This is a genomic window from Pseudomonas sp. Q2-TVG4-2 (assembly GCF_013620795.1).
GTDB lineage: Bacteria > Pseudomonadota > Gammaproteobacteria > Pseudomonadales > Pseudomonadaceae > Stutzerimonas.
The window spans coordinates 57,181-74,652 of the sequence record NZ_LGLW01000006.1 but is presented as its reverse complement, the minus strand read 5'-3'; the positions used below and the strand labels follow the sequence as shown (position 1 = coordinate 74,652).

Genomic DNA, 17,472 nt, shown 5'->3' with positions numbered 1-17,472 from the left:
GTATCGCCATCAGAACAGGCCATGCTCGTTGCGCCATGCGGGCAGACTTCTAGACTGGTGGAATTCAAAACGGCCCATTGCCTCCTCTCTCACAACAAAAGGAAACCCGATGAAAGCTGTCCTGTGCAAAGAATTCGGCCCGGCCGAAAATCTCGTCATCGATCAGGCCGATAGCCCGCAGATCAAAAAAGGCGAGGTACTGCTCGATGTGCATGCTGCCGGTGTCAATTTCCCCGACACGCTGATCATCGAGGGCAAATATCAGTTCAAGCCGCCCTTCCCATTTTCACCAGGTGGTGAGGCGGCCGGCGTAGTCGCCGCCGTGGGCGAAAGTGTCCGCCATCTTAAGGTAGGCGACCGCGTGATGGGGCTCACTGGATGGGGCAGCTTTGCCGAGCAGGTCGCCGTTCCTGCGGACAATGTATTGCCGGTCCCTCCGTCGATGGGCTTCGAAACTGCTGCTGCGTTCAGCATGACCTATGGCACGTCAATGCATGCATTGAAACAGCGTGCCAATCTGCAACCGGGCGAAACTCTGCTGATTCTGGGCGCATCGGGCGGCGTGGGTCTGGCGGCGGTGGAGATCGGCAAGGCGATGGGCGCGAAGGTGATTGCCGCGGCTTCCACCGCTGAGAAGCTCGAGGTTGCGAGAAAAGCCGGTGCCGATGAACTGATCAATTACACCGAGACGGGCCTCAAAGAGCGCCTGAAGGAGCTCACCGATGGTCAGGGCGTGGATGTGATCTACGATCCGGTCGGTGGCAAATTTTTCGAAGAAGCGTTCCGCAGCATCGCCTGGAACGGTCGAATGCTAGTGGTCGGTTTCGCGACCGGCGACATTCCTTCGCTGCCAGCGAATCTACCGCTGCTTAAAGGCGCCTCGCTGGTAGGGGTATTCTGGGGCAGCTTCGCCCGCCGCCAGCCGCATGACAACGCAGCCAACTTCAAGCAGCTGTTTGCCTGGCACGCTGAAGGCAAGCTCAAGCCTCTGGTCTCGCAGACCTTCGCGCTCGAACAGGCCGCAGAAGCGATCAATACGCTGGCCCAGCGCAAAGCAGTGGGCAAGCTGGTCGTGAAGGTGCGCTAACGCAAGCTGGAAGCATGGGCTGGACCGAAGGGCAGTCAGGCCTTGTTTGCTTCCAGCTTCTCGCTTAAAGCTTACCGCTGCCTTATTAATGAGCAGTGGCTGGCGCTTCGCTGCCCTGCTGCATGCGCGCCATTTCCTGAGCATAGAGCGCATCGAAGTTCACCGGCGCCAGCATCAGCGCTGGGAATGAGCCTCGCGTGACCAAGCTGTCCAAGGTCTCACGCGCGTACGGAAACAGGATGTTCGGACAGAACGCGCCGAGCGTGTGGCTCATGGCCTGGGCTTCGAGCCCCTTGATCAGAAATATGCCGGCCTGCTGGACTTCGGCGATGAAGGCGACTTCCTCGCCGGTCTTGACGGTTACCGAAAGCGTCAGCACCACTTCATGGAAGTCGTTTTCGAGCGACTTCTGCTTGGTGTTCAGGTCCAGCGCGACGCTCGGGTTCCACTCCTGGCGGAAAATTTCCGGACTCTTGGGAGCCTCGAAAGAGAGGTCACGGACATAGATCCGCTGCAGAGAAAATTGCGCGCCTTGCTCTTCCTGACCAGCCGCCGCGCCGTTGTTTGCTTGTTCAGTCATGTGAAGCCTTCTTGTTGTGCATATCGGATTGGGAGCCCTGCCAGCGCCGACACTGATCGGCTGCCCGGCAGACCTTGAATCAAATCATGCCTGCAGCAGCGCATCCAACCGACCCGCCCGCTCCAGCGCGTGCAGTTCGTCGCAGCCGCCGACATGCTCGTCGCCGATCCATATCTGAGGCACCGAAGTACGCCCGGCCTTGGCTGCCATTTGCGAGCGTAAGGCCGGCTTGCCGTCGACGGGAATCTCTTCGTAACCGACCCCCTTGCGATCGAGCAGGCTCTTGGCTCGGATGCAGAACGGGCACCAGGCGGTGGTATAGATGACGACTTTAGACATAGTTACTTGACCACTGGCAGGTTTTCGCCGCGCCAGCTGGAGATCCCTCCGGACAGCTTGGCGGCAGTGTGGCCCGCCTTCTGCAACTCGCGGCAGGCCGTTCCGGCGTGCTGGCCCATGGCATCGACGACAACGATTGTCTTGCCCTTGTGCTTTTCCAGCTCGCCCAATCGGCTGACCAGCTTCTCGTAGGGAATGTTCAATGAATCGACGATGTGACCGGCGTCGAACTCCTTCTTCGCGCGCACGTCCAACACCACGCCTTCGTCGCGATTGACCAGCCCGGTCAGCTCGCGGTTGCTCAGGCTCTTGCCGCCTTTTCGCGCCTCGGTGAGAGCCAGAAGGACCAGCAGCACCAGAAAGATGCTGACTAGAACGTAGTGGTTAGAGACAAATTCAATCAGGTTAGCGACCATTTATAAGGGTACCCGGGGGATAAAATGCGGGCCAGTATACACAGCCCCTCAACCGGGCTGAACCCTGCGAATCGTGACGCCAAACCGGCCAGCCAGTAGACTGGCCGCCATTTTTCGCGCCCTCGTGCAAGGAGCCAGATACATGCCTGCCGCGCCCAAACCCCTGGTACTGATGATTCTCGATGGCTTCGGACACAGCGACAATCCCGAATTCAACGCCATCCATGCTGCCAACAAACCGGTTTATGATCGCCTGCTCGCTAGTCAGCCGCACGGTCTGATTTCCGGCAGCGGTATGGATGTGGGCCTTCCGGACGGCCAGATGGGCAACTCCGAAGTCGGTCACATGAACCTGGGCGCTGGCCGCGTGGTGTATCAGGATTTCACTCGGGTAACCAAGTCCATCCGTGACGGCGACTTCTTTGAGAATCCGAACATCTGCGCCGCGGTCGATAAGGCCGTCGCGGCAGGTAACGCTGTGCATATTCTCGGCCTGCTTTCCGACGGCGGCGTTCACAGCCACCAGGATCATCTGGTCGCCATGGCCGAACTGGCCGTCAAGCGGGGCGCTGAAAAGATCTATCTACACGCCTTCCTTGATGGCCGCGATACTCCGCCAAAAAGCGCTCAGCATTCCATCGAGCTCATGCAGGCCACCTTCACCCGCCTGGGCAAGGGCCGCGTCGCCAGCCTGGTCGGCCGCTACTTCGCCATGGATCGCGATAACCGCTGGGATCGGGTCGAGCAGGCCTTTAACCTGATCGTCGACGGCAAGGCGGAATACCACGCCGACTACGCAGTGGATGGGCTGATCGCCGCCTACGAGCGCGGCGAAAGCGACGAGTTCGTCAAAGCCACCACCATTGGTGAACCGGTACGCATGGAAGACGGCGACGCCGTGGTGTTCATGAACTTCCGCGCCGACCGGGCACGCGAACTGACCCGCTGCTTCGTCGAAAAAGACTTCAATGAATTCCCGCGGACCCGGGTGCCGCAGCTGGCCGGTTTCGTCATGCTCACCCAATACGCCGCAAGCATTCCAGCGCCGTCGGCCTTCGCCCCGGAAGCATTGACCAACGTGCTCGGCGAATACCTGGCGAACAATGGCAAGACCCAGCTGCGCATCGCCGAGACAGAGAAATATGCGCATGTCACCTTCTTCTTCTCGGGCGGTCGCGAAGAGCCTTTTGCCGGAGAAGAGCGCATCCTCATCCCGTCCCCGCAGGTCGCCACCTACGACATGCAGCCGGAAATGAGCGCACCGGAAGTAACCGACCGCATTGTCGATGCCATCGAGAATCAGCGTTACGACGTGATCATCGTCAACTACGCCAACGGTGACATGGTCGGCCATACCGGCGTGTTCGAGGCCGCGGTTAAGGCCGTGGAATGTCTGGACAAATGCATCGGCCGCATCGTCGAAGCGCTGGACAAAGTGGGCGGCGAGGCGCTGATCACTGCGGATCACGGTAACGCCGAACAGATGGAAGATGCCATGACCGGCCAGGCCCATACCGCCCATACTTGTGAGCCGGTACCGTTCATCTATTACGGCAAGCGCAACCTGCGGATCCGCGAAGGCGGCGTGCTCGCCGACGTCGCCCCGACCATGCTGACGCTGCTAGGCCTGCCGGTGCCAGGAGAGATGACCGGCCGCTCGATTGTCGAACTGAGCCGATAGCTGGAAGCTGGAAGCTGGAAGCCAGGCTCTACTTCCAGCTCGGGGCTTCAAGCTTCAAGCCGCTTTTTTAGGCATACTACCGCGGTCGCTAAATTCTCGGTTACGCCCTCCCATGCCTCGTATTCTTCTCGCATTCGCGCTCTCCTGCCTGCTTGGCTCAGCCATGGCGGACGAGCGCGCCGATGCTCGCAAACAGATCGAAGCGGCACGCCAGGACGTGGCCGAACTGCAGAAACTGCTCAAGCAGATCGAGCAGGAGAAATCTGCGGTGCAGAAGCAGCTGCAGACCACCGAAAGCGAGATGGGCCAGCTGGAGAAACAGGTCGACTCTCTGCAGCAGGAAATCGATCGCAGCGAAGCGGAGCTGGAACGTCTCAACGAAGAAAAGACCACCCTCGAAGGCGCCCGCATCGAACAGCAGCGCCTGATTGGAATCCAGGCACGCGCCGCCTATCAGAGCGGTCGCCAGGAATATCTGAAGTTGTTGCTCAACCAGCAGAACCCGGAAAAATTCAGCCGGACCCTGACCTACTACGACTATCTCAGCAAGGCTCGTTTCGAGCAGGTCGCAGATTTCAACCAAACCCTCAGCCAACTGGCTAATGTCCAGACCGGCATCGAGAAGCAGCAAGCGACTCTTGCCGAGCAGCAGGATGGATTGAAAGAGCGCCGCGCGCAGCTCGACGAAGTGCGCAAGGAGCGCCAGCTGGCGCTGGCCAAACTCGACCGGGACTTCTCCAGCCGCGATCAGAAGCTCAAGGCCCGAAAACAGGAACAGGCGCAGCTTGAGCGCGTCCTCAAAACTATCGAACAAACCCTTGCACGCCAAGCGCGCGAGGCTGAGCAGGCGCGTCAGCGAGCGCTGGCTCTGGCACGAGAAGAAGAGGCACGTCAGCAGCGCGCCGGTGGTAACCACTCGACACCGTCCGGCCCGATCGTCTCAAGCGCCGGCGGAAGTTTCGGCGGCCCGTTCGCCAGCGCCAAAGGCAAGCTGCCCTGGCCGGTGGATGGACGGCTGGTCGCTCGTTATGGCACTCCACGCGGCGGAGACGCTCGAACCAAGTGGGACGGCGTCTTGATCGGTGCGGATGTTGGCACCCAAGTGCGCGCTGTGCACGGTGGTCGAGTGGTGTTTGCCGATTGGCTGCGCGGTGCCGGTCTGCTGGTGATCCTCGACCATGGCAATGGTTACCTGAGTCTGTACGGTCACAACCAGAGCCTACTGCGCGACGCCGGAGAAATCGTCAAGGCAGGCGATCCAATCGCCACCGTAGGAACCAGTGGCGGGCAAGAGTCTGCCGCACTGTATTTCGCCATTCGCCAACAGGGTCGCCCGAGCGATCCGGCACAATGGTGTCGTGCGCAAGGATAAGCCGGTTCGGCTAAAGCGCCCCCTCATAACTGGAGTCAGACATGCAGCACCTGCGCCGTTTCGCCCAACCATCTACACTGGCCCTGGCCATTTTGCTAGGGATGCACGGTGGTGCCTGGGCCCAGCAACCACCCGCAGAGCTGGCACCGGAGCCGATTACGCTGGATGCCCCGAGCAACAAGGCACCGTTGCCGCTGGATGAGCTGCGCACCTTCGCCGAGGTGCTGGACCGGATCAAGGCCGCTTACGTCGAGCCGGTCGATGACAAGACCCTACTGGAAAACGCCATCAAAGGCATGCTCAGTAATCTCGACCCGCACTCGGCCTATCTCGAGCCGGAAGCCTTTGCAGAATTGCAGGAAAGCACCAGCGGCGAGTTCGGTGGCCTCGGGATTGAAGTCGGTATCGAAGACGGCTTCATCAAGGTGGTCTCGCCGATTGACGACACACCAGCGTCGAAGGCCGGCATCGAGGCCGGCGACCTGATCGTCAAGATCGACGGCAAGCCGACCAAAGGCATGTCCATGATGGACGCCGTCGGGATGATGCGCGGCAAACCAGGCAGCGACATTTCGTTGTCACTTGTACGCGAAGGTGGCAAGCCCTTCTCGGTCAAGCTCACCCGGGCGGTGATCAAGGTCAACAGCGTCAAAAGCCAGATGCTCGAGCCCGGCTACGGCTATCTGCGTGTGACGCAATTCCAGATCAATACCGGCGAAGAAGTCGGTAAAGCACTGGCAAAAATGCGCAAGGAAAACGGTAGGCAGCTCAACGGACTGGTGCTCGATCTACGCAACAACCCGGGCGGTGTGCTGCAGGCGGCGGTCGAAGTATCCGATCATTTCCTCACCGACGGCCTGATCGTCTATACCAAAGGCCGCATCGCCAATTCCGAGCTGCGCTTCAACGCCGACCCGGCCGACGCCAGCGAAGGCGTTTCACTGGTCGTGCTGATCAACGGCGGCAGCGCCTCTGCCTCCGAAATCGTTGCCGGCGCCCTGCAGGATCAGAAGCGTGGCGTTGTCATGGGGACCGATAGCTTCGGTAAGGGCTCGGTGCAGACCGTACTGCCACTGAACAATGACCGCGCATTGAAGCTGACCACGGCGCTCTATTACACCCCGAATGGCCGCTCCATCCAGGCCCAGGGCATCGAGCCGGATATTCAGGTAACCCGCGCCAAGCTCACCCGTGAACAGGCCGTCGAAGGCGTTCGCGAGGCGGATCTGGCCGGTCATCTGGGCAATGGCAACGGCGGCCCGGAGCGCCCCACCAGCACGCCAATCGCCAGCGATTCGCCACGCCCGCAGGATGAAGATTTCCAGCTCGGCCAGGCACTGAATCTGCTCAAGGGATTGAACCTCACCCGCGGCCAATAACGGTGCCCCAGGCGACATACCTACTGCTGGGGCTTCTCGCACCGCTGCTGATGATTGGCGCACCGGATGCCGACGCCGACCCCACAGATGGAACGGAACGCCTGGCAACCATCTCGCGGATGCCCAAACTGGCTCTGGTGATTGATGATCTGGGCCAGCATGCGGCTCAGGACGCACGCGTTCTTGCCCTGCCCGGCCCGGTCGCCATGGCGATTCTTCCAGACAGCCGCCACGCCACAAAACTGGCTGAGCGGGCCAATGCCGCAGGTAAAACGATCATGTTGCACCTGCCCATGGCACCCGCTGGCGGCCCCTACGCCTGGCAACCGCAGCTGGAGCAGGCGGAGCTGACTCGTCGTCTGCACAGCGCGCTGGCAAAGGTCCCGCACGCTAGCGGAGTGAACAATCACATGGGCAGCCAGATGACGGATCAACAGCAGCCCATGGCGTCCTTGATGAGCGAACTGCAGCAGCGCCATCTGTTCTTTCTCGACAGCCGCACCAACGCCAGAACGGTGGCCGCCGCCGCCGCGCAGCGAGTCGGCTTGGCCAGCCTATCGCGCGATATTTTCCTTGATGACGACCCCAGTCCCGCCGCCGTTGCTGCGCAGTTCCGCACAGCTGTCCGTCTGGCTCGCAAGCAGGGCTCGGTGGTTATTATCGGGCATCCGTACCCGAGCACTTTGGCGTTGCTGGAGCAGGAATTGCCGCGCCTGCGTGCTCAGGGGATCGATTGGGTGGATATCGGTCAGATGATTGCCACCCGAGGCAACCGCGCAACGGTTGCCCATGGCACGCTCGGCGTTTACCGCTAAGGATTCTAGTCAGAGGTAGCTGCGCATAATGGCATCGATCGCGCCGTCACCCCTCATCTCGTCCAAAGCGCTCTGCAGCCGCGTAACGACTTCGTCTGGCGTCTGCTTGTTGAACGCGAGGAACAGCTGCGCATCGTTGAAGCGCAATACCGTAGGGAGCCCGCTCACCCCTTCCTGCTTGGCCAGGTAGGGGCCGACCGGATCGGTGGTGGCCCAAAGATCTATTTGCCCCTTGAGCAGCTTGCCGATGTTTTCTTGGTCGCGCAGTGAATTGATCGGCTTGAATCCGTTGGCTTCCAGATGCTGGCTTACCGCGTCGTTCTTGTAGGCGCCGACCCGGTACTGCTGCGCCTGCTGAAGCGAACTCAAACGCAACGGACTACCGGGCGGTGCCAGCAATACCCAACCGGTACTGGCGAGCGGTCCGACCCACTTGAACAGTGGCTCACGCTCCGGCGTATAGGTGGTGGAAAATAGTCCCTGGTCCGGCTGCTCCAGCACCTGCTTGTAGATGCGCTCCCAGGGAAAACGCAGCGTCAGGCTGTAGGTAATTCCGGCACGCTTGAACATCTCGCGCACGATGTCGGCGTTGATTCCGCTGATGTTGCTGTCCGCCGCGTAGTTCTTACCATCAGCCGCCATATTGAACGGCGGAAAATTCTCGGTCAGCAGCACCATTTTGTAGTCGTCCGGCAGTGCAGCCTTGGCCGAGGCGGCCATTAGCATCAGCAGTCCGGCCGCTAGAATTCGTCTCATCAAACTTCCCCCACGTCTGCAAGTGCTTCAGGGCGACAGCCCGCCGACACGTGCCGTGCGGCTGCCGCTTCGTTAGGTGTAGCAACTTGTGAACCAGACGCAGCGCGGCCGCCCTCTAGATGAGACGTGACGCACAAAATTCGTGCATCATTTTGCCATCATCATCAGCATACATGGTGCTGCCTGGCTTGCAGACGGGGGCGGCGAAGCGCGAGGAAATCAGCGCACGCTCTGCAATCGAGTACCCCTGGATCGAGGCGTTGCAGCGGTGAGGGTCTATCGCCAGTCAGTCTGACCGGTCAGAGGTAGCGGCCGGTGATGGTATTTACCGTACCGTCTGCGCGCATCTGGTCCAGCGCGGCCTGCAGCTTTTCGACCGTCTCGTCGGAAACCTGCTTGTTCAGCGCTAGAAACAGCTCAGCACTGTCGAAACGCAGCACTCGCTTGAGTCCATTTACGCCTTGCTGCTTCGCCAGGAAGCGTCCGGCTGGATCGCCCGTCGCCCAGAGATCAATAGCGCCGTTCTGCAGCTTCTCGACGTTGGTTTGATCACGCAGCGCCAGCGCGGGTTGCAGCCCCTGGGCCACGAGATGCTCACCGATGGCGTCACCCTTGTAAGCGCCAACCCGATACTGCCTGGCTTGCTCCAGACTGTTGAGCTCGATGGCGCTATCGGCGCGCGCCAGCAGCACCCAGTCATCCGGCCCGATGGGCCCTACCCACCTGAACAGCGCTTCACGCTCAGGCAGCCGAGCCGTCACGAACACGCCATACCCTGGCGTTTCCAGAGCCATCTTGTAGATGCGCTCCCAGGGGAAGCGCAAGGTCAAGGTGTAATCGACACCGGCCCGCTGGAACATCTCCCGAATAATATCGGTGGCGATACCCTTGATATTTTCATCTCGGGCGAAGTTCTTGCCGTCAGCCGCCATGTTGTAGGGCGGGAAGTTCTCAGTAAGCAGATCGATTTGTTCCGGTGCGGCCTGAGCAGCGGCAGCGGCAGCGGCCAGCGTCAGGCTGGCCGCCAAGGCAAGAAGCGTGGACTTGAACATTGCTTGAGTTCCTTGAATACGGGCGCGAACCGCCCGACTACGTCCCTGAAAGTTTTATTCGAAGCAGGCTCAGCGCATGACGATGCCACAGCTGGCCATGTAGGCCTTGGCTTCCGGTACGGTGTATTCGCCGAAGTGGAAGATGCTGGCCGCCAGCACCGCGTCAGCCTTGCCCTCGATGACGCCATCGGCCAGATGTTTTAGATTGCCGACGCCACCGGAAGCGATCACAGGGATACGCACCGCCTCGCTGATAGCGCGCGTGACGCCCAGGTCGTAGCCGCTCTTGACGCCGTCCTGGTCCATGCTGGTCAACAGGATTTCGCCAGCGCCCAGCGCCTCCATCTTCTGCGCCCAGAGCACTGCGTCCAGCCCGGTGGGTTTGCGGCCGCCATGGGTAAAGATCTCCCAGCGCGGCGCTTCGCCCGGCTTGGATACCCGCTTGGCATCAATCGCCACGACGATGCATTGCGAGCCGAAGCGCTCGGCAGCCTCGCCGACGAATTCCGGCGTGAACACCGCGGCGGTGTTGATCGACACTTTGTCGGCGCCGGCATTGAGCAAGTTGCGAATGTCCTGCACGTTGCGCACGCCACCGCCCACGGTCAGCGGAATGAATACCTGGCTGGCCATGCGTTCGACGGTGTGCAGCGTGGTATCGCGGTTGTCGACGCTGGCGGTGATGTCGAGAAAAGTAATCTCGTCGGCACCCTGCTCGTCGTAACGACGGGCGATCTCCACCGGGTCGCCGGCATCGCGGATGTTTTCGAACTGGACGCCCTTAACCACGCGGCCGTTGTCCACGTCGAGGCAAGGGATGATGCGTTTGGCGAGGGCCATGCTTTTCTCCGGAAGAGCTTGAAGCTTTGGGTCCAGAAGCTGGAAGCCGGTCGAGCTGCTTGGCTTCCGGCTTCCAGTTCATGACTTATTACTCGTCTTTAAATTTGAGATCGCAGAGCGCCTGCGCCTCGGCCACATCGAGGGTGCCCTCGTAGATGGCGCGGCCGGTGATGGCGCCGATGATCCCGGGGGTATTGGTGTCGAGCAGCTTCTGGATATCGCCGATATTGTGGATGCCGCCCGAGGCGATCACCGGGATGCGGCTGGCGTTGGCCAGAGCGACCGTGGCTTCGATGTTGCAGCCTTGCATCATGCCGTCCTTGGCGATGTCGGTATAGACGATCGCCGAGACGCCATCGGCCTCGAAGCGGCGCGCCAGGTCGACCGCCTGCACGTTGGAGACTTCAGCCCAGCCGTCGGTGGCGACGAACCCGTCTTTCGCATCCAGTCCGACGATGACCTTGCCCGGGAAGGCCCGGCAGGCTTCGCCGACAAATTCCGGCTGCTTGACCGCCTTGGTACCGATGATCACGTAGCTGACGCCGGCGCGCACGTAATGCTCGATGGTTTCCAGCGAGCGGATGCCGCCGCCGATCTGGATCGGCAGGTTCGGGTAACGCTTGGCAATCGCCGTGACCACCTCGCCGTTGACTGGCTGCCCTTCGAAGGCACCGTTGAGGTCCACCAGATGCAGACGGCGGCAACCGGCCTCAACCCACTTGGCGGCCATGGCTACCGGGTCATCGGAAAACACCGTGGCGTCATCCATCAGCCCCTGACGCAGACGCACACAGGCGCCATCCTTGAGATCGATTGCGGGAATAATCAGCATGGCTCGAACCTGTTCAAATCGGGTGTCGGTTAAGGTCAGCTCTTCTCGAGCGCCCACAAGTCGCTTTCGATGCTTTCGAACCTTTCCTTCAGGTGCGTCTGCACGTCGAAGATCGCCTTGTTGTAATAGAGCGGAGCAATTTCACGGGCGACCAGATCAAGCACTTCCTGCGCCTCGAACGAGCCGAGCTCCAGCTCGAAACGATCCTCCAAAAAGCGCTTGATCGTCTGCTGCGCAGCCTGTTCCTGAGCGGAATCCAGCGTCAGGAGCGGCGGCTTGAGCTTGGCCCGGCTCATTTACCAGCGACCATCCCAGGCGGCGAAGTTCTGCAGCAGTTGCAGGCCGTGGGTGTGGCTCTTCTCGGGATGGAACTGCACGGCGAAGCGCGAACCGTCGGCCAACGCGGCAGCGAACTCCTTGCCGTAATGGCCGCGACCGACTACCTGTCGTGAATTGCCCGCCTCGACGTAGTAGCTGTGCACGAAATAAAAACGGCCATCGGCGGGAATGTTGTGCCAGAGCGGGTGAGCGATCGCCTGTTCTACCTCGTTCCACCCCATGTGCGGCACTTTCAGGCGCTCACCGCCCTCTTCCAGATCCTTGCCGAAGAAGCGCACCTGACCGGGGAACAGGCCGATGCAATCCACACCACCGTTCTCCTCGCTACGCTCCATCAACGCCTGCATGCCCACGCAGATACCGAGAAAGGGACGATCAACGCTGACTTCACGCACCAGCTCGTCGAATCCCAGGCGGCGAATTTCGGCCATGCAATCGCGAATCGCGCCGACGCCGGGGAACACTACCCTATCGGCTTCGCGAATCACCTGAGCATCGCTGGTAACCAGGACCCGGCCGGCGCCGACATGCTCAAGCGCTTTGGCGACCGAGTGCAGGTTACCCATGCCGTAATCGATGACAGCGACCGTCTGCATCACAGGCAACCCTTGGTCGACGGCATCTGCCCGGCCATGCGCTCATCGAGTGTCACTGCCATGCGCAGCGCTCGGCCAAAGGCCTTGAACACGGTTTCGATCTGATGGTGGGTGTTGTGCCCTCGCAGATTGTCGATATGCAGGGTGACCAGCGCGTGGTTAACGAAGCCCTGGAAGAACTCCTGGAACAGATCGACATCGAAGCCGCCGACGGTCGCGCGAGTATAGGGAACATGCATCTGGAGACCCGGGCGCCCCGAAAAGTCGACGACCACGCGCGACAGCGCTTCGTCCAGCGGCACGTAGGAATGCCCATAGCGGGTCATGCCCTTTTTGTCACCAACGGCCTTGGCAAACGCCTGGCCCAAGGTGATGCCGACGTCCTCCACGGTGTGGTGGTCGTCGATGTGCAGATCGCCCTGGCACTCGATATCCAGATCGATCAGGCCGTGACGAGCGATCTGGTCGAGCATATGCTCGAGAAAGGGCACGCCGATGGCGAAGCGGCTCTTGCCGGTGCCGTCCAGGTTGATGGTGGCCTTGACCTGGGTTTCCAGGGTGTTGCGCTCTACGCAAGCCGTACGTTCGGACATCAACAGCTCCGCTGATCGTGGGGCGAAAAAGAGGGGCATTATAGGCCTAAACCGACCATCGAGGATACGCGCCCGACGGTGGCTCGGCGTCCTGCAGGAGCGACAAAGCGAGACACCGATGAGCGATCGCCCGCGATCCTGGCGAACAGCTCGCTGTCGTGCGATTGCCAAATAGCAGGGTTATGCTTGCCGGCTTCACCGACAACGCACCAGGTTCACATGCCCGTTTACGTCGAAAGTCTCACCGAGCCCAGCCAGCAGGATCGTACCGACCTGGCGAAGATCTTCGCCGATGCGCCGGATTGGCTGCTGGCGCCTCATGCGAGTGCCGAAGCCCTGATCGACAGCGCGCTAGCCCATGGCACGTTGATCGCCGGTCGCTTCAATGATCGCCTGCTCGGTGCAGCCCTGCTGCAGCGCGACGCAGCCCATTGGCAGCTCTCACATCTTTGTGTACGCAAGGTCACCCGCAACCGCGGCGTCGGCAAACGAATTCTCGAAGAGAGCCAACGCCTGGCCGGTGAAGCCGGAAAGGACCTGCATCTGGCGGCGCCAGCGGAACACCTCGAGGCCCAGGCACTGGCCGCGCGGGTGCATTTGCCGCTGGATCCGATCTAGCGCCAGCTGATCTCGGTGCCACGGTTCGTGGCGCACTGCAACCGGACAGGAACCCAGACGCACGTAGCCACTCCAACGCCAGCTGCGGCGAAAGCCGTGGTTCGTGGCGCTATACTCGCTGCTTTTGAAAAGCCAAACACACAAAGGACCTGTCCATGAAAGCGCTCGGCAAGATCCTGGGCCTGGTAATCCTCGGGTTGCTGCTGCTCATCGTCGCATTGGGCTTTGCCCTGACTCATCTGTTCGATCCCAACGACTACAAGGATGAAATCCGCGCGCTTGCCCGCGACAAGGCTGGCCTAGAGCTCAACATCGACGGCGACATCGGCTGGAGCCTCTTCCCCTGGCTCGGTCTGGAACTGCACGACACCACCCTGGCCAGCGTGCGCACACCGCAGCAGCCCTTCGCCGATCTGCGCATGCTGGGCCTATCGGTCCGGGTGCTGCCGCTGTTCAGTCGCGAAGTACAGATGAGTGACATCACCCTCAACGGCCTCAACCTGACCCTGGCCCGCGACGAGAATGGCAGGGGTAACTGGGAAGGCGTCGGCCAGCCACCCAGCGAAGCGCAACCCGGCGATGCGGTGCCAGCGGAACAGGTCGAGACGTCTGCCGACGAGCAGCCATCGAATAGCACCAGGCGCCCGCTGCAACTGGATATCGACAGCCTGACCATCAGCGATGCACGAGTGGCCTACCATGACGCGCAAAGCGGCCAGCAATTCAGCGCCGAAGGCATCGAGCTGACCACTGGCGCCATTCGCGAAGCCACCGCGATCCCGGTCAAGCTCAACGCCTTCTTCGGCAGCAACAAGCCGGTGATGCGGGCCCGCACCGAATTGCAGGGCGCGCTGCGCTTCGATACCAAGCTGCAACGATATCAACTGGAAGACTTGCGTCTGAGCGGTGAGGCGTCCGGCGAGCCGCTGCAGGGCAAGACACTTTCCTTCAGCGCCCAGGGCCAACTGCTGGTCGACCTGGCCGCCGAAATTGCCGAGTGGACCAGCCTGAAGTTCACCGCCAACCAGTTGCGCGGCCTTGGTGAGCTGAAGGCGCGCGACCTGAAGGAGCAGCCGAAGATCACCGGCACGCTGTCCATCGCCGAATTCAGCCTGCGCGAGTTTCTTGAGGGCATCGGCCAGCAGCTTCCGCCCATGGCCGACAGCACCGCCCTGAATAAGGCTGAGCTGGTCACCCGCTTGGCCGGCACATCGACCAGCCTGACCTTCGAAGAGCTCGATCTGAAACTGGACGGTGGCCGTTTTACCGGCCAGATAGCTGTCAGCGATTTCGCCAAACAGGCGCTGCAGGTCGATCTCAAGGGCGACCGGCTGGATCTCGATCGTTATTTGCCACCGCCGAGCAAGGAAGACGCTGCCGGTGCGGCACGCCAGAGCGAAGTCGAGGCCAGTGAAGCTGCGGTGATTGGCAGCGGCACCACGCCCCTGCCGGATAAGCCAACGCAACAGGCCTGGAGCGACGCCCCGGCATTGCCGATCGGCGCGCTGCGCAGGCTGGATACGCAGATCAACCTGAACATCGGCAGCCTTACCGCAATGAATTTGCCGCTCGACAGCTTTGCGCTCAAGGCACGCAGCTCAGGCGGCCTGCTGACATTGGACGAGCTGCGCGGCGGGCTCTACAACGGGCGTCTGGAAGCCTCGGCCAGCCTGGATGTTCGCCCGCAGGTACCGCTGATAACTGCCCAGACCCGCATCGCTCGCGTCCCAATCGAGCAACTGCTGAAAAGCCAGAACGACGAAGTGGTTATCAAGGGTCTGCTGAATTTGGACGGTGATCTGCGTACTCAGGGCAACAGCCAGAAGGCCTGGATCGACAACCTCAATGGCAAGATCGGCTTCATCATCGACAACGGAATCCTCGTCGACGCCAACCTCGAGCAGCAGCTCTGCCGCGCTATCGCCACCCTCAACCGCAAGCCGTTGTCCAGCGATCCGCGGAGCAAGGACACACCGTTCCGGGAACTAAAAGGCAATCTAACCTTGCGGAACGGCGTCGCCAGCAACCCGGACCTGAAGGCCAGCATTCCCGGCCTGACGGTAAACGGCAACGGCGATGTCGACCTTCGCGTGCTGGGCATGGATTACCGCATCGGTATCGTCATCGAAGGTGACAAGGGCGAAATGCCCGATCCGGCGTGCGCCGTCAACGAGCGTTATATTGGCATCGAATGGCCGCTGCACTGCCGCGGCCCGCTGGAGTTGGGCGCCAAGGCCTGCCGCTTCGACAAGGACGGCCTCGGCAAGATCGCCGCCAGGCTCGCAGGAGACAAGCTCAACGAGACCATCGAAGAGAAGCTTGGCGACAAGGTCAGTCCTGAGCTAAAGGACGCACTGAAAGGGCTGTTCAACCGATGATCCTACGCCCCTTGAGCGACGAGCAATTCGGCGCGGCCGTCCTCGACTGGTACGACCGTCATGGCCGCAAGGATCTGCCCTGGCAGCAGGGCATCACGCCGTACCGGGTATGGGTATCGGAGATCATGCTGCAGCAGACCCAGGTCAGTACCGTGCTTGGCTACTTTGACCGCTTCATGGATGCGCTGCCGACCGTTGAGGCACTAGCGACGGCTGCCGAAGATGAAGTGCTGCATTTGTGGACGGGGCTGGGCTACTACAGCCGCGCCCGCAATCTGCACAAGACTGCCAAGCTGATCGTTACCGAGCACGGCGGTGATTTTCCGCGTTGCGTCGAGCGGCTCGCCGAACTGCCCGGCATCGGTAGATCCACCGCGGGCGCCATCGCCAGCCTGAGCATGGGCCTGCGCGCGCCGATACTCGATGGAAACGTCAAGCGCGTACTGGCCCGCTACGTCGCGCAGGATGGCTATCCGGGCGAGCCGAAAGTCGCCAGGCAGCTCTGGGACGTTGCCGAGCGCCTGACCCCGCAAACGCGCGTCAACCATTACACCCAAGCGATGATGGACCTCGGCGCCACGCTCTGCACCCGCAGCAAGCCCAGTTGTCTGCTGTGCCCGTTGAAGGCTGGCTGTCGCGCCCATCTGCTCGGTCGCGAAACCGATTTCCCGGTGCCCAAGCCTCGCAAGGCGCTTCCACAGAAGCGCACGCTGATGCCCTTGCTGGCCAACCATGAGGGTGCCATCCTGCTCTATCGTCGGCCGCCCACTGGCCTCTGGGGCGGACTCTGGAGCCTGCCGGAGTTGGACGATCTGGCCGCGCTCGACCCGCTCGCCGAACGCCACGCTCTGCAGCTACAACAGCGCCGAGAGCTGCCCTGCTTGACCCATACTTTCAGTCATTTCCAGCTGGCCATCGAGCCCTGGCTGATAACAGTCAAGTCCGAGGCCAACGCCGTGGCCGAGCCAGACTGGCTCTGGTATAACCTCGCCACCCCGCCGCGACTGGGGCTCGCCGCCCCGGTGAAGATGCTGCTCAAGCGCGCCGCCGCCGAATTGAACGCAGGAGAGATGTCATGACCCGCACCGTGAACTGCCGCAAGTACAAAGAAGAACTTCCTGGCCTCGAGCGCCCGCCGTATCCGGGCGCAAAGGGCGAGGACATTTACAACAACGTATCGAAGAAGGCCTGGGACGACTGGCAGAAGCACCAGACCATGCTAATCAACGAGCGCCGGCTGAACATGATGAACGCCGAGGACCGCAAGTTCCTGCAGACAGAGATGGACAAATTCCTTTCCGGCGAAGAATACGCCCAGGCCGAAGGCTACGTACCGCCGAGTGAGTGAGCCCTGCCCAAAGCAAGCGCCGCTCTGGCCATGCTCGCTCCGGACAGCCGCCGTGGCTCACGGTCGGCTATTGATGCCCCATCCCGACGCTAAACGCCCGTTCTGGCTAAATATTTTCTTGACCGCGCTTGACAGGCAAAAGCCAAATCCGTCTAATAGCGCCCCGTTGCCCAGGTAGCTCAGTCGGTAGAGCAGGGGATTGAAAATCCCCGTGTCGGCGGTTCGATTCCGTCCCTGGGCACCACCATACGTCAAAAAGGCTCACCCTCGCGGGTGGGCCTTTTTGCTTTGAGCGTCCTCGACGCAGACCGAAGATCTAGTCTCTGTCTTTCGAACGGCGGCCTTAGGTCCTTCAAGGCGTACCCCAGCACAGCACGTGCGCCTCTGTTGCCGGCGCTGCGTTATTACGCCCAAACAAACCGGCGGACCGCGTACGTAAGAAAAGCATAAT

19 protein-coding genes and 1 tRNA gene are annotated in these 17,472 nt (G+C 61.2%); 10 read left to right on the top strand and 10 right to left on the bottom strand.

The window, feature by feature from the left end:
- Window positions 1-109: 109 nt before the first annotated feature.
- Complete coding sequence (locus H3028_RS13745) at window positions 110-1,087, top strand: NADPH:quinone oxidoreductase family protein (RefSeq protein ID WP_181298144.1); 978 nt, start codon at window positions 110-112, stop codon at window positions 1,085-1,087.
- Window positions 1,088-1,172: 85 nt separating this feature from the next.
- Here the strand turns inward: H3028_RS13745 and secB are convergent, their stop codons facing one another.
- The 3 genes from secB to H3028_RS13730 form a co-directional block, all read right to left on the bottom strand.
- On the bottom strand, window positions 1,173-1,667 hold the full coding sequence (secB, locus tag H3028_RS13740; protein ID WP_168422910.1) for a protein-export chaperone SecB: 495 nt from the start codon (window positions 1,665-1,667) through the stop codon (window positions 1,173-1,175).
- 84 nt (window positions 1,668-1,751) lie between these two features.
- Window positions 1,752-2,006 carry a glutaredoxin 3 gene (grxC, locus tag H3028_RS13735; protein ID WP_181297564.1) on the bottom strand — a complete coding sequence of 85 codons (255 nt, stop codon included), beginning with the start codon at window positions 2,004-2,006 and terminating at the stop codon, window positions 1,752-1,754.
- A 2-nt stretch (window positions 2,007-2,008) separates the two neighbouring features.
- A complete protein-coding gene (locus tag H3028_RS13730; RefSeq protein ID WP_168422912.1) occupies window positions 2,009-2,422 on the bottom strand; it encodes a rhodanese-like domain-containing protein in 414 nt (137 codons plus the stop codon).
- A gap of 142 nt (window positions 2,423-2,564) precedes the next feature.
- Between H3028_RS13730 and gpmI the strand changes: the two genes are divergently transcribed.
- The 4 genes from gpmI to H3028_RS13710 all read left to right on the top strand — a co-directional run bounded on the left by gpmI (window position 2,565) and on the right by H3028_RS13710 (window position 7,669).
- A complete protein-coding gene (gene gpmI / locus H3028_RS13725) occupies window positions 2,565-4,103 on the top strand; it encodes a 2,3-bisphosphoglycerate-independent phosphoglycerate mutase (RefSeq protein ID WP_181297563.1) in 1,539 nt (512 codons plus the stop codon).
- A 112-nt stretch (window positions 4,104-4,215) separates the two neighbouring features.
- Window positions 4,216-5,475 carry a murein hydrolase activator EnvC gene (locus H3028_RS13720; protein WP_181297562.1) on the top strand — a complete coding sequence of 420 codons (1,260 nt, stop codon included), beginning with the start codon at window positions 4,216-4,218 and terminating at the stop codon, window positions 5,473-5,475.
- Window positions 5,476-5,516: 41 nt separating this feature from the next.
- Complete coding sequence (locus H3028_RS13715) at window positions 5,517-6,854, top strand: S41 family peptidase (protein WP_181297561.1); 1,338 nt, start codon at window positions 5,517-5,519, stop codon at window positions 6,852-6,854.
- Between the two features lie 50 nt (window positions 6,855-6,904).
- Window positions 6,905-7,669, top strand: a complete 765-nt coding sequence (locus tag H3028_RS13710) for a divergent polysaccharide deacetylase family protein (RefSeq protein ID WP_181298143.1) — start codon at window positions 6,905-6,907, stop codon at window positions 7,667-7,669.
- A gap of 9 nt (window positions 7,670-7,678) precedes the next feature.
- On the opposite strand, the gene H3028_RS13705 is transcribed toward H3028_RS13710, so the two are convergent.
- The 7 genes from H3028_RS13705 to hisB form a co-directional block, all read right to left on the bottom strand.
- Complete coding sequence (locus H3028_RS13705; RefSeq protein ID WP_375154417.1) at window positions 7,679-8,425, bottom strand: substrate-binding periplasmic protein; 747 nt, start codon at window positions 8,423-8,425, stop codon at window positions 7,679-7,681.
- A gap of 299 nt (window positions 8,426-8,724) precedes the next feature.
- Window positions 8,725-9,477, bottom strand: coding sequence for an ABC transporter substrate-binding protein (locus H3028_RS13700; RefSeq protein WP_181297559.1), 753 nt, complete (start codon window positions 9,475-9,477; stop codon window positions 8,725-8,727).
- A gap of 69 nt (window positions 9,478-9,546) precedes the next feature.
- Window positions 9,547-10,317, bottom strand: a complete 771-nt coding sequence (gene hisF / locus H3028_RS13695; RefSeq protein ID WP_181297558.1) for an imidazole glycerol phosphate synthase subunit HisF — start codon at window positions 10,315-10,317, stop codon at window positions 9,547-9,549.
- A gap of 88 nt (window positions 10,318-10,405) precedes the next feature.
- Complete coding sequence (hisA, locus tag H3028_RS13690) at window positions 10,406-11,149, bottom strand: 1-(5-phosphoribosyl)-5-[(5-phosphoribosylamino)methylideneamino]imidazole-4-carboxamide isomerase (RefSeq protein WP_181297557.1); 744 nt, start codon at window positions 11,147-11,149, stop codon at window positions 10,406-10,408.
- A 35-nt stretch (window positions 11,150-11,184) separates the two neighbouring features.
- A complete protein-coding gene (locus H3028_RS13685) occupies window positions 11,185-11,445 on the bottom strand; it encodes a DUF2164 domain-containing protein (protein WP_181297556.1) in 261 nt (86 codons plus the stop codon).
- Window positions 11,446-12,084, bottom strand: coding sequence for an imidazole glycerol phosphate synthase subunit HisH (gene hisH / locus H3028_RS13680; protein ID WP_181297555.1), 639 nt, complete (start codon window positions 12,082-12,084; stop codon window positions 11,446-11,448).
- Window positions 12,084-12,677, bottom strand: coding sequence for an imidazoleglycerol-phosphate dehydratase HisB (gene hisB / locus H3028_RS13675; protein WP_181297554.1), 594 nt, complete (start codon window positions 12,675-12,677; stop codon window positions 12,084-12,086). The genes hisH and hisB overlap by 1 nt, the downstream gene beginning before the upstream one ends.
- Window positions 12,678-12,896: 219 nt before the next feature.
- On the opposite strand from hisB, the gene panM reads away from it, so the two are divergent.
- From panM to H3028_RS13650, 5 genes are all read left to right on the top strand, one after another.
- On the top strand, window positions 12,897-13,295 hold the full coding sequence (gene panM / locus H3028_RS13670) for an aspartate 1-decarboxylase autocleavage activator PanM (protein ID WP_181297553.1): 399 nt from the start codon (window positions 12,897-12,899) through the stop codon (window positions 13,293-13,295).
- Window positions 13,296-13,450: 155 nt separating this feature from the next.
- The gene (locus H3028_RS13665) at window positions 13,451-15,673 is read left to right on the top strand and encodes an AsmA family protein (RefSeq protein ID WP_181297552.1); all 2,223 of its coding nucleotides are present in this window, start codon (window positions 13,451-13,453) and stop codon (window positions 15,671-15,673) included.
- Entirely contained in the window at window positions 15,670-16,752 is a 1,083-nt protein-coding gene (mutY, locus tag H3028_RS13660; RefSeq protein WP_375154416.1) for an A/G-specific adenine glycosylase, read from the top strand. The genes H3028_RS13665 and mutY overlap by 4 nt, the downstream gene beginning before the upstream one ends.
- Complete coding sequence (locus H3028_RS13655) at window positions 16,749-17,021, top strand: oxidative damage protection protein (RefSeq protein ID WP_045423453.1); 273 nt, start codon at window positions 16,749-16,751, stop codon at window positions 17,019-17,021. The genes mutY and H3028_RS13655 overlap by 4 nt, the downstream gene beginning before the upstream one ends.
- 168 nt (window positions 17,022-17,189) lie before the next feature.
- Window positions 17,190-17,265, top strand: a tRNA-Phe gene (locus tag H3028_RS13650).
- Window positions 17,266-17,472: the final 207 nt, after the last annotated feature.